The organism is Nitrososphaera sp. (assembly GCF_036397675.1).
In the GTDB taxonomy this organism is placed as follows: domain Archaea; phylum Thermoproteota; class Nitrososphaeria; order Nitrososphaerales; family Nitrososphaeraceae; genus Nitrososphaera.
This window is the reverse complement of record NZ_DASWIL010000006.1, coordinates 12,931-26,719: the sequence shown is the minus strand read 5'-3', so window position 1 is coordinate 26,719 and position 13,789 is coordinate 12,931. Positions and strand designations below refer to the sequence as shown.

Annotated in this window: 16 protein-coding genes and 1 tRNA gene; 10 read left to right on the top strand and 7 right to left on the bottom strand. The window is 55.2% G+C overall.

Going from position 1 to position 13,789, the window contains the following annotated elements; translation table 11 throughout:
* Positions 1-32: 32 nt before the first annotated feature.
* Complete coding sequence (locus VGA14_RS00645) at positions 33-1,076, top strand: hypothetical protein (RefSeq protein WP_331001806.1); 1,044 nt, start codon at positions 33-35, stop codon at positions 1,074-1,076.
* A 25-nt stretch (positions 1,077-1,101) separates the two neighbouring features.
* A complete protein-coding gene (locus VGA14_RS00640; RefSeq protein ID WP_331001805.1) occupies positions 1,102-1,527 on the top strand; it encodes a universal stress protein in 426 nt (141 codons plus the stop codon).
* 81 nt (positions 1,528-1,608) lie between these two features.
* Here VGA14_RS00640 and VGA14_RS00635 read toward each other — a convergent pair whose 3' ends face one another.
* Complete coding sequence (locus VGA14_RS00635) at positions 1,609-1,797, bottom strand: hypothetical protein (RefSeq protein WP_331001804.1); 189 nt, start codon at positions 1,795-1,797, stop codon at positions 1,609-1,611.
* Positions 1,798-1,870: 73 nt separating this feature from the next.
* On the opposite strand from VGA14_RS00635, the gene VGA14_RS00630 reads away from it, so the two are divergent.
* Complete coding sequence (locus tag VGA14_RS00630; protein WP_331001803.1) at positions 1,871-2,188, top strand: hypothetical protein; 318 nt, start codon at positions 1,871-1,873, stop codon at positions 2,186-2,188.
* A gap of 67 nt (positions 2,189-2,255) precedes the next feature.
* Complete coding sequence (locus tag VGA14_RS00625) at positions 2,256-2,546, top strand: UPF0147 family protein (protein WP_331001802.1); 291 nt, start codon at positions 2,256-2,258, stop codon at positions 2,544-2,546.
* Here the strand turns inward: VGA14_RS00625 and VGA14_RS00620 are convergent, their stop codons facing one another.
* Genes VGA14_RS00620 through VGA14_RS00605 form a run of 4 tightly spaced genes read right to left on the bottom strand, consistent with a single transcriptional unit; the run spans position 2,547 to position 6,501 of the window.
* Entirely contained in the window at positions 2,547-2,687 is a 141-nt protein-coding gene (locus VGA14_RS00620; protein WP_331001801.1) for a hypothetical protein, read from the bottom strand.
* 47 nt (positions 2,688-2,734) lie between these two features.
* Complete coding sequence (locus VGA14_RS00615) at positions 2,735-4,864, bottom strand: beta-CASP ribonuclease aCPSF1 (RefSeq protein ID WP_331001800.1); 2,130 nt, start codon at positions 4,862-4,864, stop codon at positions 2,735-2,737.
* Positions 4,865-4,916: 52 nt separating this feature from the next.
* Entirely contained in the window at positions 4,917-6,140 is a 1,224-nt protein-coding gene (locus tag VGA14_RS00610; RefSeq protein WP_331001799.1) for a M50 family metallopeptidase, read from the bottom strand.
* Positions 6,141-6,180: 40 nt separating this feature from the next.
* The gene (locus VGA14_RS00605; protein ID WP_331001798.1) at positions 6,181-6,501 is read right to left on the bottom strand and encodes a hypothetical protein; all 321 of its coding nucleotides are present in this window, start codon (positions 6,499-6,501) and stop codon (positions 6,181-6,183) included.
* Between the two features lie 234 nt (positions 6,502-6,735).
* On the opposite strand from VGA14_RS00605, the gene VGA14_RS00600 reads away from it, so the two are divergent.
* Together VGA14_RS00600 and VGA14_RS00595 are read left to right on the top strand one after the other, a co-directional pair.
* A complete protein-coding gene (locus VGA14_RS00600; RefSeq protein ID WP_331001797.1) occupies positions 6,736-7,653 on the top strand; it encodes an ABC transporter ATP-binding protein in 918 nt (305 codons plus the stop codon).
* On the top strand, positions 7,653-8,387 hold the full coding sequence (locus tag VGA14_RS00595) for an ABC transporter permease (protein ID WP_331001796.1): 735 nt from the start codon (positions 7,653-7,655) through the stop codon (positions 8,385-8,387). The genes VGA14_RS00600 and VGA14_RS00595 overlap by 1 nt, the downstream gene beginning before the upstream one ends.
* 3 nt (positions 8,388-8,390) lie before the next feature.
* Here VGA14_RS00595 and VGA14_RS00590 read toward each other — a convergent pair.
* Positions 8,391-8,464 (bottom strand) — tRNA-Thr (locus tag VGA14_RS00590).
* 90 nt (positions 8,465-8,554) lie between these two features.
* On the opposite strand from VGA14_RS00590, the gene purS reads away from it, so the two are divergent.
* Complete coding sequence (gene purS / locus VGA14_RS00585; protein WP_331001795.1) at positions 8,555-8,818, top strand: phosphoribosylformylglycinamidine synthase subunit PurS; 264 nt, start codon at positions 8,555-8,557, stop codon at positions 8,816-8,818.
* Here purS and VGA14_RS00580 read toward each other — a convergent pair.
* Entirely contained in the window at positions 8,815-9,273 is a 459-nt protein-coding gene (locus VGA14_RS00580; RefSeq protein ID WP_331001794.1) for a cyclic nucleotide-binding/CBS domain-containing protein, read from the bottom strand. The two genes, purS and VGA14_RS00580, sit on opposite strands and share 4 nt — an antisense overlap.
* 111 nt (positions 9,274-9,384) lie before the next feature.
* Here VGA14_RS00580 and purQ point away from each other — a divergent pair, with 111 nt between their 5' ends.
* From purQ to purF, 3 genes are all read left to right on the top strand, one after another.
* On the top strand, positions 9,385-10,074 hold the full coding sequence (gene purQ, locus VGA14_RS00575; protein ID WP_331001793.1) for a phosphoribosylformylglycinamidine synthase subunit PurQ: 690 nt from the start codon (positions 9,385-9,387) through the stop codon (positions 10,072-10,074).
* Between the two features lie 2 nt (positions 10,075-10,076).
* On the top strand, positions 10,077-12,245 hold the full coding sequence (gene purL, locus VGA14_RS00570) for a phosphoribosylformylglycinamidine synthase subunit PurL (protein ID WP_331001792.1): 2,169 nt from the start codon (positions 10,077-10,079) through the stop codon (positions 12,243-12,245).
* 75 nt (positions 12,246-12,320) lie between these two features.
* Positions 12,321-13,757: an amidophosphoribosyltransferase gene (gene purF / locus VGA14_RS00565; RefSeq protein WP_331001791.1), complete on the top strand. Its 1,437-nt coding sequence runs from the start codon at positions 12,321-12,323 to the stop codon at positions 13,755-13,757.
* Positions 13,758-13,789: the final 32 nt, after the last annotated feature.

Below are 13,789 nucleotides of genomic sequence, written 5' to 3'. Positions count from 1 at the left end.
TTTATACCGGCTCGTCCAACACAACTTTGTAATTGGCCGAGAACCTGCTTGCGATGCTCCTTTGGCTTGGGGAGCTCACACTTGCAAGCTGGGTGCTCTCGTACGGGGCAGAAAACTTGTCCAAAAAGTACGGCGCCAAGTTTGTCGGGCGCACGCTCCTGAGCGTTGCAACCACACTTCCAGAGATAGCCATCGTAGTTTATGCTGCAGCAGGCGGCTTTTACGGGACTGCAATAGGCGCCGGCCTTGGCAGCAACCTGCTCATGATGACACTGGGCCTTGCGGTTATGCTGCTTGTGGCAACCACACGCCTGTCAAAGTCTCCGCTGAAGGGCATCGACGTATCGACTTTCAAGCTGGACAAGATATTCCTGATTGCAACGGCCGCTATTAGTGCAGTGCTCTTCATTGACGGCTACAGCTTTATCGACGGTGTCATATTCTCCGGGTTGTTTGGCGCCTACCTCTTCATGGCACTTGCGGAGATGCGCCAAGAGCGCAAAAAAGAAAAAATTGCAAACGACCACGCCATCGACGGCCGCAAGCTGGTGGAAGCCAAAAAGGAAAGTGGTCCTAGCAAAGGGCAGATGCTAAAGGCAGTCCTTGCCTTTGCTGCAGGCACCGCCGGCATATTTTTTGGCGCAGGACCCTTCATCCATTCGCTTCAGGGCTACTCGATTGAAGTCGGCGTGTCGGTGATCGTGCTTGCGGTAATAATCAGTCCGATTGCCGGCGAGATGCCGGAAAAGATCTCGATGATTCTGCTTGCGAGAAAGGGAGCGGCCGGGGCGTCGATAGCGGTCGCAAACGTGCTTGGCTCAAAGATACTGAACAACACACTGCTCCTTGCAGTAGCGGTGTTTGGTGTCGCGTACCACGGCGGCATTAACGCCATAATAGAGGCAAGCGAGATCCTGCAATACCAGATCATACTTGTCACAGTCGTGACCATGGCAGCAGTAGCCATGATGTTCAAAAAGTTGATCGGAGTCAAGATAGGCATAGTCCTAACGACGATGTACGCGGTCTCGTTGGTCATCCAGTTCCTCCTGCCCCAGGACCTCACCTTACATTAAATAGAGTGCAATAGATATGACCGGCGTGCCCTCGAAAATCCTCGTGCCAGTCGACGGGTCTGAAAATTCGTTCCGGGCCTTTGAGCGTGCACTGGAGCTGGCAAAGGACACGGACGCGCAGATGACAGTGGTACTCGTGATAGAAACGCCGCCTACCGTATACGTCGAGTCGCAAAAGCTGCTAGACGAGCTCTTGAAGAACTACCGTCAAGAGTCCGCAAAAGTGCTTGACAGGTACGGAGACGTTGCGGAAAAGCAGGGGCTGAAAGTGGAGTCAGCTGTCATGGAAGGCGACCCCGCTTCAAACATCGTCGGCTATGCGGAAAAGGGCGGCTTTGACATGATAGTGATGGGGAGTAGGGGGCTTGGCAGGTTCAAGGGGATGGTGCTTGGCAGCACGTCAAGGAAAGTTTTGCAAAACGCCAAGTGCCCGGTTCTGATAGTGAAATGATTAATTGTGGCCACTAGTCAGTTTAAAAGAAATAGAACTATTTGTATAGGCGGTTTCCACTGGAAACGCGAATTTGGCTGGTCAGTCGGCGGATTCTGACCACCGCAGGACGACAGACACGTCGTGTGCGTACACTTTCTCCTTTGTTGCGCTCAGGTCCTGTTCCAGTTTGGATTTGAGCTTTGCGTGCTGTTTCGTCTCCGCGTGGCCTTGGGCCTTTGCAAGATCTATCTCGCAGTTGCAAATGTTGCAGCGCAGCCTCTCTGCCACAATTAGAGAATAGCGTACGCGCTATAAAACCTCTGCAGCAAGCCATTTATTGCATGCGCATGATATTACCGACATGGACACGGGTCCTGCCGCTAGGATAATACTTGACAACCTAATGCACGTCGCCGGCGCGCAGGGTGCCAGCTTGGGCCAGATCAAGATGTGGCTCGTCCCACAAAAGGCGGAAAACGAGTACGACTATAACATCAACAAGGGCTATTTCGAGTTGCTCCTTTCGCAGGCACTCCGCGGCCTGCTTGAGGAAGGATACGTCGCCTCGTCGCTCCCGGACGGCGTGGACGACGCCGACGTCAGGCATTTCTCGCTGACTGATAAGGGCGCAAAATACGTGCAAGAGCTCGCTGCAAGCGAAATCGAGCAGGGCTACTGAAGCGACGAAAACATTCAAAAGCAAGCCCGCATCTTATGAACGCTCGACGGCGGGAGAGAGAACGGCATTGACATCAGCCAAGAAGGAACAGAAGGAAAAGGAAAACAACGAGCGCCTTGCGCGCGCTATAGAAACACTTGACTCAATAACCAAGAACAACGACGTGCAGAAAAGCGTTAGGAACATGATAAAGGAAGTCCTGATGGCCCTCAAGGACGACAAGTCAGGCAGCCCGTCGGTCAGGGCGGCAAACGCAATCAGCCTTTTGGACAGCGCGACGCAGAGCCCCCAGATGCAGTCCCATATCAGGACAATGCTCTGGCAGGTCGTGTCGACGCTTGAAAGCATCAGAGAATAACTAGGGGGTAGGGTTTTTCAGCGGCTTTGGCGGTGGCGGAAGTTTCTCCAACTTGTGCGTCGGGTTTGCAAGGTAGTGGCGCGACGCGCCCTCTCCCGAGAGGACTATGTTGCAGTGGACACACTTGTATCTTATTGCCATAGGGCCTTACACCTTAGTATTGGAAGGACAGGGTAAAAAACTCTGCCCTATCTTAGGCGCAGCACTTCGCGGTTGTCAGGCACGCTTGAGCGGATTTTTAGCCTTGAATAGACAGAGCTTGCCACGTTTTCAGATTTTGAGCGCTCGCCGTGGTTGACAAGCACGCGCTTTGGCTTGACCTTGGCCACGAAGTTCATTATCTGGTTAAAATCGCTGTGACCTGAAAAGCCGTCAATCTTTTGCGTTTGGCACCTGATGGGCACGACTTTGACCTTGCCCGACTTGTCCATCATGCTGACGTCAGACACGTTACCGTCCAAAACACGACGGCCAAGTGTGCCGTTTATCTGGTACGAAACGAAGACTATCTTGTTCTTGGGGTTTGGCGCAAGTTCTTTGAAGTATTCTACGGACGGCCCGCCCTCGAGCATGCCCGACGTTGCCATGACTATGGCCGGATGTTCGTCGTTAAGTATCTCGTCGCGCTTGCCGTAACCGGAAATGACCGTGAAATACTCAGATAGGAAGGGGTTTACGCCCTGCGAGACGGAACGCCTCACGTCCGTGCCCAAATAGTGTGCGTACGACATGTGGATGGCGCTGGCTTCGGAAATCATGCCCTCTATGTATATGGGCGACTCGACGAGCCGACCCTCGCTCATCTCCTTTGCCATGACGAGCATTATCTCTTGCGCCCTGCCTACCGCCGGCACAGGAATCAATACCTTGCCTCCTTCCATCAACACTCTGTTTATCGATTCTGAAAACGTTCTGTAGACCGCCTGCTGGTCCGGCATGACGTCAGACGAGTTGCCGTACGTGCTTTCTGTGATGAGGGTCTCGACCCTTGGGTACGTTGACACGGCGCTGTCCAAAAGCTGCGTGCGGGCGTACTTGTAGTCGCCGCTGTATAGTATGTTGTGCGCGCCGGAAATGTTCAGGTGGACAGTGGCACTTCCCATGATGTGGCCTGCGTTGTTCAGGGTTACTGTGATGTCAGGTGAAATGTCGGTCGGCTTGCCGTAAGGGAGCGTTATAGTCCTCTTTATCACTTCGTGAATATCGCGTGCCTCGTATGGAAGGTAGTTGCCGTTTGCGTTTGCAATCTTGACCGAGTCCATCTGGAGGAGCGTCATTAGTGGCAATGTGGGCTCGGTGCAGTAGACCGGCCCGCGGTAGCCGTACTTGAAGAGCGTCGGCAAAAAGCCCTGGTGGTCAATGTGGGCGTGGCTGATTACGACGGCGTCAAGCTCGTCAAGGTCAAAGTTGAGCCAGTCGATACGCGGGTACGCATCAAGCCCCGACATCTCGCCGGGGTTGATGCCGCAGTCAAGCATCACCTTGCTCTCTGGCGTGACTACGATAAAGCACGACCTGCCTACCTGCTTTACGCCGCCGAGGCAAAACAACATCACTTCTTCCTTGCTTGTCGACCAGCCCTGCGGCCGTGGCTGCGAGTCTGACTCCTGCTTGCCGTTTGCGTTCTCAAAGCCGCCTACTACCAGCGGACCCCTGAACAGCCTCCTTCCAAGCTTTTGCAAAAAGTCCGTCCTTTCCTTTGCAGAGTTCTTTAGCGTAGAGTGTATCGTGTTAATGCTCGTAGACGGTATGTGGGGCGAGCGCCTAGTGTGCGCAATCCAACCCGTGGTCTGTGCTACTTCGACGATCATCGCCGGGTCTATGGCTTCGGGCCTGCTGACTTCGAGCACGACCTCGCCTGTCGCGTCGTCGCAAAACACTGCCGAGACCGAGACGTCCTTTGGCAACAGTTTCGCGACTGCCTGCCTCGTCGCGTCCTCCTCGAGGCGCACGGACGGGTCCGTCCTGATTATGAAGCGCTTTTTCAGGGTCTTTGAAAGCGATGACAGGTAATACGTCAATTCGGTAAGCGCAAAGCGCGGGTTTTTAGTATAAAGCGCGATGTTGGGACCCTCGAACCTGACGGTGATAATCTGCGAGTCTGCCGGGATTGACTGCAGTATGGTCTTGGCTACTTCCTCCTCGCTTTCCGTGGTCACCTTAGCGACCGGGCTTTCTGCTGGCGGCCTCCTGTCACGAAATTCGTGGCCTCTCCTGTACTCCCCACGCCTCTCAAACTCTTCGCGCTTTTCCAACTCTTTTTCGGTCCTTGTATTGTCGTATGCTACGTGGTCACGGTCGATAAAATGCCACGGCACAAACCGGCAATAAGCACTTGTACATCGCTCTTTCTGTTATAAAAGCCTAGTGCTACAGGACGTACGGCAACAATATCGCTGCAGCAACTATTGCAACCATTATAGCCGTGAGCAGGTTCGTGGCGTTTTTTGCAAGCGCTGCCGACCTGGCCTTCTTTTCGATGAGCGAGCCGTACAGCTGGCCTCCGTCAAGTGGGCCTATCGGCAGCGCGTTGAATATGCCGACGTTAAAGTTGACAAACCACAACCAGAACAGCATGTTGGCTACGAGCACCCACGCAGGTCCAAGACTTGACTCGTACCTAGGTGCCATCAAGTCAGAGTACGGCACTGCGCCCTGCTGCATCGTCGGCGGGAGCAGTATGGCAATCGGGTTTGCGCTGAACGCGCCCTTGTAGCGCTCTAGCACGGCGCCAGAGTCAGGCAAGAGGGGCGTGACGGTGATGCCAAGTATTCCCCGCCCCTGCTCCACCGCGGCGGGGAGTGTCGCCTGCCTGGTTATGGCTTGGTTATTGCTATTGACCCAAGTTATGTCGACGGTGTCGCCAAGGTTCGCCCGTAGTATGTTCCCCAAGTCATCAAGCTCCCTGATCTCCTGACCGTTAACCGTCTGTATCACGGACCCTTGAGTCATGCCTATCGACTCGGCAAGCGAGCCGGGGTTTACTGTTAAGACTGCAATGCCAAACTGGGGAGAGTTGGGGTCGGGCGGAAGCGGGGTGAGAGTAGTTATCACAAAGTAGAGCGCCGCAAGCGAAAGGCCGGCAAGTATCATGTTGTTCAACGGGCCTGCGGTGAGTACCGCGCTCTTTTGCTTGAGAGTGACTTTGTTCAACTCGTCCCGCTCGATGTTGACAAAGGCTCCAATCGGGATCCCGAGGAACAACACAAGGCCGGTAGACTCGACCCTTATGTTGTAGATCCGGGCGATGATTCCGTGGCCCGCCTCGTGTATGACGATTGTTACGATGAGCGCTATCCACCCGTACGTTATGGGCAGGTACGGGTTGAGGCCGGGGATGAGCAGGTTTGCCTGCGGCCCTATGTTACTGATGCCTTCGCGGGCGTCCGCGCTTGCGATTAGTATAGCAAGCGAGCCGGCAATGAGGAATATTGCAAGAGCCGTGATGATTGGCATGAGGTACGTGTTAAAGTGGGCCCACGCCTTCGCGCCAGGCCACTTGGCCACCCTGTCAAAGAAATCCAGCCCAAATGGCGTGTGGATGAGAATGAGTGGCAGCTTTACCTCTGCGCGGACTTTCCTTTGCTGTTCCAATCGCCGCTTCTACGCTGTTTGATTATTTAAAGCATAACGGCTAGACGCCCGAAGCCTCGACCTTCTGTATCTCGATTGCGACCTTGTCGCCCACCTTTATGCCTAGGTCCTGGTACTCCCTCATACTCAACTTCATGACTGGCGTCTCTGTCATGCCGCCGAACATGCCGGGCATCCCTGCCATCACCTTTGGCATGTTCTTCATCATGTCCTCTATCGACGAGAATGCCATAGTGTTCTGGCCAAAGGGGCTCATGGACTTGTCGGGCTTGTACTCCTTTGGGTCGTTGAAAGTGACATAGACGTATGGGCTACCGTCCTGAGAAGCTTCAATCCTGGCTACTACGAACTCTCTTTTCATCAAAAAGCTCTTCTCAGGAGACCCTTATTTGCATATCGAAGCCGGAACGATCCTGCACGCAACGGCAGGGCCTTCCCTGGGGATACTATCTGGTTTTTTCGGAAAGACAGATGCTTTTGTCAGCGGCGCGGACAGGCTATTTTCTATGCCGGCAGATAAAATGGTCGTCGACGATTCGTCTACTTGCAGCTTCTATGTTCAAAAACTCTAATTTGGGCTTGCCGTAGCACCTGCGTGCTTGCCATTCAAGCCGAGCATGTTACAAAGGTGTACAAGGGTTCGCCCAGCCCAGCGCTCTCCGACATCTCGCTGGAAGTCGAGTCGGGCCAGGTGTTCACGCTCCTTGGCAGAAACGGCGCCGGCAAGACCACCTTTGTGCGCATGTGTGCGACGCAGTTGATGCCCACAGCAGGCAGCTTAAGTGTGCTCGGGCTCGACGTCATAAAGCACGCAAAGCAGGTGCGCGACCTCATCTCAGTGGTGCCGCAGGAAGGAAGGCCGCTGCGAGCCTTGACACCATGGGACCACGTGTACAACTGGCTCAGGATAAGGGGCGAGAACAAGGAGCGGGCACGGGAAAAGACCGAGGCGATGCTCAAGAGGCTCGAGTTGTGGGAAGCGCGCAGCAGGCCGGCGATGAACCTGTCCGGCGGCATGAAACAGAAGGTGCTGGTCGCTATGGCGATGGCAGTCGACGCGCAAATGCTGTTTCTGGACGAGCCCACTATAGGACTCGACCCGGTCTCAAGGAGGCAGGTTTGGTGCGCTATAAAAGACTGGAAGGCAGAAGGGCGCTCCATCTTGCTCACAACACACTACATGGACGAGGCAGAGATGCTGTCAGACCGTCTCGTAATAATCGACAGGGGCTCGATCGTGGCGCAGGGCACGATCTCTGACCTGCGCAAAGTTATACCGCACAACACGCGGATTGATATCGCCAAGGACGGGCTTGACGAAGAGACCCTAAAGTCGTACGGCGCAGTCACCGACACGGGAGTCGGGACGCTTCGCGTGTTTGCATTTGAGTCTGCCGTGCGCGAACTGTCAGAGCTTGCGATACGGCGCAACCTGCCGTTCACCGTGTCGCCTGTCACGCTTGACGACGTGTTTGTCTATTTGGTCGGAAACATGGAGGGAAACGAAAGTTGATGCTACCTGTGAGACAGGCCATGCTTATCGCGTATTCGACCGGGATTTTATGGCTTCAGCGAAACCCGATGTCACTGGTGTTCACCGCGATAAGCCCGTTCTCGCTCTTGTTCGTGCTCTTCGTGGTAAGCGGCGGCCAGTACGTGCACCTTGCCGTCGCCGGCTCGCTTGTCATGGCGCTTGTTGGGTACGGCCTTGCGCTCGGGCAGGACATATCGTTTTACAAGACAGAGTACAAGATACAGGACATTTTCGTCGCGTCGCCAGTGTCGCCGTTGACATACATGATGGGACTCGCGCTTTCTGAACTGCTATTTGGCTTGCCGGCACTTACCGTGCTTGCGATTCTTGTGGTGTACTTTGGCGGGTCGCTATTGACCATCCCCTTGCTCCTGGTCACAATACTGCTCCTGTGGGGTTCGATGTCCGCGATGGGCTTTTTCATATCGTCGCACATGCTCCACATGCGAAACGCCACGCAGGTGATATCGTTTGTAAACGTCATCTTGGCTGTGCTGCCGCCGGTGTTTTATTCAGTGTCGACGCTGCCAGACGCATTACGTTACCTGTCGTACGCGGTTCCCACTACGCACGCCTCCATAATGTTCCAGCAGACGATGGGGCTTGCAACGCCGGCGGACTGGTCGCTTGGCTTTGGATTTGCCGTGCAAATAGCATATCTGGTAGGCTTTGTCGCTCTTGCTAAAACAAAGGCTATCTGGCGAGAGACGTGAAAAAGGTCACGGTGGGATTTGGACCCACGACCTGCTGATTACAAGTCAGCCGCTCTGCCAGGCTGAGCTACGTGACCTCGAGCTGGCAGATTTGGTTGTACATAATTAATACTTTCGGCGACAGGCGCCTTATGTATTTAAATTACAGCGCGCATCCAAAACAGGCGATGGCGCAGAAATTTCTCGTGCAAGTCATCATCGAGAATAAGCCCTACATCAACGACCCTGAAGGCGAGACCATACACCGGGACTTGGTCCTCAAGGGCGGGTACTCGCAGGTTCAGTCCGTGCGCTCCGCCAAGATGCTAAAGATGGCGGTGAGTGCACGTTCCGAAAAGGACGCCGAAAAGACTGTGCAAAAGCTGTGCGAAGAATTGCGCATCTTCAATCCAGTGGTGAGTACCTGCATGGTAAAGGCGTCAAAAGCCTAGTGCTTGTCGTGGGTCATTGTTGCGATTACGTCGTCGATGCTTCCCGTGTCGCCCAGTGTGCCTTCCAAAAGCAACGTTGTTCTCAGGTGCTTGGCAAGGTCTGTGACTGTTATTATGCCGACGACCCTGTCGCCTTCCATTATCGGTAGCCGGCGTACCTTGTGGTTCACCATGCGCTGCACCGCGACTTCAATCGGCGTGTCGGGCGTAGCAGTCGTTAGGATCTTGGACATTATGTCTGACACATTGACCTGTGAAACGGCGAGCTCTTTTGCGCATATTTTCTTGATAAAGTCCCGCTCTGTCACGATGCCTGCAGTCGTACCTTCCTTTACTACAAAGAGCGAGCTTATGCCCTTCTCGGTCATCATCTTGGCGGCTTCGAGTGCCGTTTTGTCTCCGTCGATGGTGACAATTTCCTTTGTCATGATGTCGCGCACCACGCTTGCCGCCATGTCCTACACACGCACGTGTACCGATTTAATCCTTGCCGTGGTGAGCCAGTTAGAATCCGGGAAAGGCCCTCAAGATATTAATACGAGCATTGAGAAGTCAGACTCAAAATAATGAAAATAGGGATCGCCGTTTTCCCCGGGAGCAATTGCGACCGCGATGTCCACCACGTTTTGAACAATGTTGTCGGCGTGCAGGCTGACTTTATCTGGCATACAAAAGACAGAATATTGGGCTACGACGCGATGGTCATACCCGGAGGCTTTGCCTTTGGAGACCGACTGCGCGCAGGGATAATCGCAGCACACAGCCCGATTGTGCAGGAGGTCAAGAGGCTTGCGAAGGAGGGGACGCCGGTTCTTGGGATATGTAACGGCTTTCAGATACTCGTCGAGTCGGGGCTGTTGCCCGGCGCGCTCTTGATGAACCACTCGCTAAGGTTTGTCTGCAGGTGGACGAAGGTCAAGGTGCAAAATAACAGCACTCCATTTACGCGGTCGTTTTCAAAGCGCCAAGAGTTTGACATACCTGTTGCGCACGGCGAGGGGCGGTACGTCGCAACTCCTGACATCGTCAAGGAACTAAAGAAAAAGAACCAGGTCGTCCTTCAGTACTCTCACGACGACCCTAACGGCTCAACCGAACTTATAGCGGCGATCTGCAACGAGCAGGGAAACGTCATGGGCATGATGCCGCACCCAGAGAGGGCGAGCGAGAGCATAGTCTCTGCACGCGGCTCTGGCGAGGCCATAGCAATATTCCGCTCTCTTGCGTCTTTCCTTGAGCAAAAGGCGGTCGCCTGACGATGGGCGTCCTCACACCGTGGGAGCTGCGCCACCTCGAGGAAAAGCTGAAAAGGCGCGCAAATGCGGTCGAGCAGGATATCGTCGGCGCTGAGTGGTCGGAGCACTGCTCGTACAAGTCGTCCAAAAAATACCTCAAGCTCCTGCCGACAAAGGGCAGACGTGTTATTGTGGGCCCCGGATACGACGCCGGCGTGCTTGACGTGGGCGACGGCTACGTGCTCACGGTCCACATTGAAAGCCACAACCACCCGTCGGCAGTCGAGCCATTTGGCGGCGCTGCAACAGGCGTGGGCGGCGTCATACGCGACATCATGTCTATGGGCACCAGACCGATAGCGGTCTTTGATGCTCTGCGCTTTGCGCCCATAGAGGGCAAGGGCAATCAGGCTCAAAAGTCAAGGTGGCTCTTCAAGAACGTCGTCAAGGGCATAGCCGACTATGGCAACTGCATCGGGATACCTACCGTCGGGGGAGAGGTAGAGTTCGACCCATCGTTTGAGGATTATTGCCTCGTGGACGTGGCGTCGATTGGTGTTGGCAAGAAGGAGGAGGTTATTGCAAACCGCGCAGAGGCAGGCGACTATTTGGTGCTTGTGGGTGGCGCTACCGGCCGGGACGGCATCCACGGCGCGTCGTTTGCCTCAAAGGCGTTGGAAGCAGAGAACCGCTCCGCAGTACAGATACCCGACCCGTTCCTTGAAAAATTGTTGTTAGAAGCGACGATGGAAGCAGTCAAGCAGGGTTGCGTCAAGGCAATCAAGGACCTCGGCGGCGGCGGGCTGTCCTGTTGCCTTTCAGAAACCTCGGACAGCCTGGGCAGGGGCTTTGACGTGGAGCTGTCCAAGGTGCACACGCGGGAAACAGGCATGACCCCCAACGAGCTGATGATATCGGAGTCGCAGGAACGCATGCTGTATGTCACGGATGCAGAAAAGATGCCTGCGCTACAGTCTATTCTTGACAAGTACGAGATAGGATATTCAGTTATTGGCAAGGCGGAAGGACACAAGAACCTGACTGTCAGGCAAGACGGCAAGGTAGTCGCGGACATGCCATCGAGTCTGGTGGCACATGCGCCGCATGCAGACAGGGCCAACAAGAAGCCGGCGTACCTCGACAGGCTGAAAAAGGCGCGCCAGCCAAAAGCCATAAACCTTGGTAAGGCGCTACTGGCGCTTTTGTCAAACCCGACGATTGCAGGCAAGAGCTGGGTCTACCAGCAGTACGACCACGAAGTCGGCGTACGCACGGTGGTCAAGCCCGGCGCGGCCGACGCGGCGGTGATGCGGCTTGACAACGGAAAGTTTGTCGCGGCAAAGCTTGACGGCAACTCCAAGCACTGCTACCTAGACCCCTACCAGGGCACGCTTGGCTGCATGTCAGAGGGCGTGCGCAACGTGATATGCACCGGCGCCGAGCCAATAGGCGTGGTGGACCACCTGCAGTTTGGGAGTCCCGAAGACCCCAAGATATTCTGGACGTTTGCGCAGGCAGTAAACGCCATTGTGGATTACTGCAACTTCATGGAAATTCCGGTCGTCGGGGGCAAGGTCAGTTTTTACAACGAGACTTCCAAGGGCGCAATAAAGCCGTCGCCTGTCATGGGCACGCTCGGGCTCATCGACGACAGGTCGTGGATTACCCGCTCCGCACTAAAACAGGGCGATACGATCTTTGTGGTCGGGGAAACCAAGCCGGAGATGGGCGGTTCCGAATACTATGAATACGTGCACGGGATAACGGGAGGACAGGTGCCGCAGGTAGATCTTGCAACAGACAGAGCAAACGGCGTTGCCGTCATGAAACTGATAAGAAACGGCCTTGTGGGCTGCGCGCATGACTGCTCAAAGGGCGGACTCGCAGTGGCGCTTGCAGAGATGGCAGTGACGGGAAGGACCGGGTTCAGAGTAAACATCGACAAGGTTCCAAGCACCTGCAATAGGTCAGACGAGCTCCTCTTTTCGGAGTCGCACTCTCGCTACGTCGTAGGCACCAGCAAGTCTGCGGAGGTAGACCAGCTGCTAAAGTCAGAGGGGGTGAAATTTGCCCAGGTGGGCCGGTCTGCCCGGGGCAGGGCCGAATTTACTAAGGGCAGGAAAATGCAAATATCGCTTCCGCTTGCAAAACTCGAACAGGCTTTCGGCGCGCTTAGCAGGATAATGCAGTGAAGATACGTTTTTTAGATCATGCCGCCAAGCTAGCTCCACTTATGGCCTGTGCACTTTTCAGGGAGGGAACAGCCCTTGGTCCATGAAAACTGCGGCGTAGTAGGCATCTTCTCGCTCGCCGGCCACAACGTAGTGCCGTTTGCAATAGATATGCTTCGCGCGGTCCAGCACAGGGGGCAAGAAGCCTGGGGGATTGCCGTCCCGGGCAAGGCGCCCTTCAAGAGGCTCGGGCTCGTGTCAGCGTCTGCGCCCGACTTTCAGTCCATAGTCAGAAAGTACAAGTCAAGTGCGGCCATAGGTCACGTCAGGTATTCCACCTTTGGCAAGAGCAACCTTGAAAACGCGCAGCCGCTCAAGGTCAAGGACCTGTGCATAGCGCATAACGGCACGATAGCAAACGTCGAAGAACTTTCAGGAATGGTGGGCGGGTGTACGTTCACACCACAGACAATGAGTGACACGCTTGTGGCGGCGCAGAGGCTCGTTATGCACATAGCAGAGAAGGACGACATCGCTTCTGCAATGTCAATACTAAAGAGCGAGATGGTCGGCTCGTTCTGCTTTACGTTCCTTACAGACGCCGGCTCTGTTTACGCCGCCCGCGACACGCGAGGCTTCCGCCCGTTGGTACTCGGCTTTCACAAAGAGACTTCGACCTACATGGTGGCGTCGGAGTCATGTGCCCTTTCAGCAGTTGGAGCGCAGCTGGTGCGCGACGTCGAGCCGGGCGAGCTGGTCAAGATGGGCAAGGCCGGCATCGAGACCAAGCAGTTTGCAACGGAGAGCCCGCACGCGCACTGTGCCTTTGAATACACATACTTTGCACATCCGTCTTCCATAATGGAGGGCATCAACGTATATGCGGCGCGCAAGCGCATCGGGCAGTTCCTAGCCAAGAGTTTCCCGATAAGGGAGGCCGACGTCGTCGTCCCGGTGCCGGACTCGGCAAGGCCGGCGGCGCTTGGCTACGCGCTCGAGGCGGGTCTGCCATTTGAGGAGGGGCTTCTGAAGGACAGGTACAGCAAGAAGGGCAATATGAGAAGCTTCATCGAGCCATATCAAAACGACAGGGTCGAGATAAACAAAGGCATCATCCCAATTCGCGATGTGGTCGAGGGCAAGCACGTCATCGTGGTGGACGACAGCATCGTCCGGGGCACAAGCTCGGCCTCGATAATAAGCACGCTCAAGGCGTCCGGCGCAAGGCGGATAAGCCTTGTCGTCACGTACCCGCCGATACGCTATCCGTGCTACGCTGGCATCGACTTTCCGTCGCAGGAAGAGCTCATCGCGTACCAGCACGGAGCAGAAGAGCAGTCCAACGAAAAGGTAGCGTCAAAAGTGGCGCATGTGATTGGCGCAGACTACGTCGCCTACAACGACACCGCAAACCTGGCGCAGGCCATAGGCATCCCGGAGCAAGAGCTGTGCTTTACCTGCTCCACTGGCAACTATGCCCCGCTTGGCATCAAGCCGCTGTTCAAGACCAGGGCCCAGATCAAGGGCGAATGAGAACTTATATCTTAGAAACGGGCTTTTTTGCA

What these genes read in the sequence shown, in the direction of transcription:
- VGA14_RS00630 (WP_331001803.1), top strand. Translation starts at nt 1,871, where the DNA reads ATGGACACGGGTCCTGCCGCTAGGATAATACTTGACAACCTAATGCAC.
- VGA14_RS00620 (WP_331001801.1), bottom strand. Translation starts at nt 2,687, where the DNA reads ATGGCAATAAGATACAAGTGTGTCCACTGCAACATAGTCCTCTCGGGA.
- VGA14_RS00605 (WP_331001798.1), bottom strand. Translation starts at nt 6,501, where the DNA reads ATGAAAAGAGAGTTCGTAGTAGCCAGGATTGAAGCTTCTCAGGACGGT.
- VGA14_RS00595 (WP_331001796.1), top strand. Translation starts at nt 7,653, where the DNA reads ATGCTACCTGTGAGACAGGCCATGCTTATCGCGTATTCGACCGGGATT.
- purS (WP_331001795.1), top strand. Translation starts at nt 8,555, where the DNA reads ATGGCGCAGAAATTTCTCGTGCAAGTCATCATCGAGAATAAGCCCTAC.
- VGA14_RS00580 (WP_331001794.1), bottom strand. Translation starts at nt 9,273, where the DNA reads ATGGCGGCAAGCGTGGTGCGCGACATCATGACAAAGGAAATTGTCACC.
- purQ (WP_331001793.1), top strand. Translation starts at nt 9,385, where the DNA reads ATGAAAATAGGGATCGCCGTTTTCCCCGGGAGCAATTGCGACCGCGAT.
- purL (WP_331001792.1), top strand. Translation starts at nt 10,077, where the DNA reads ATGGGCGTCCTCACACCGTGGGAGCTGCGCCACCTCGAGGAAAAGCTG.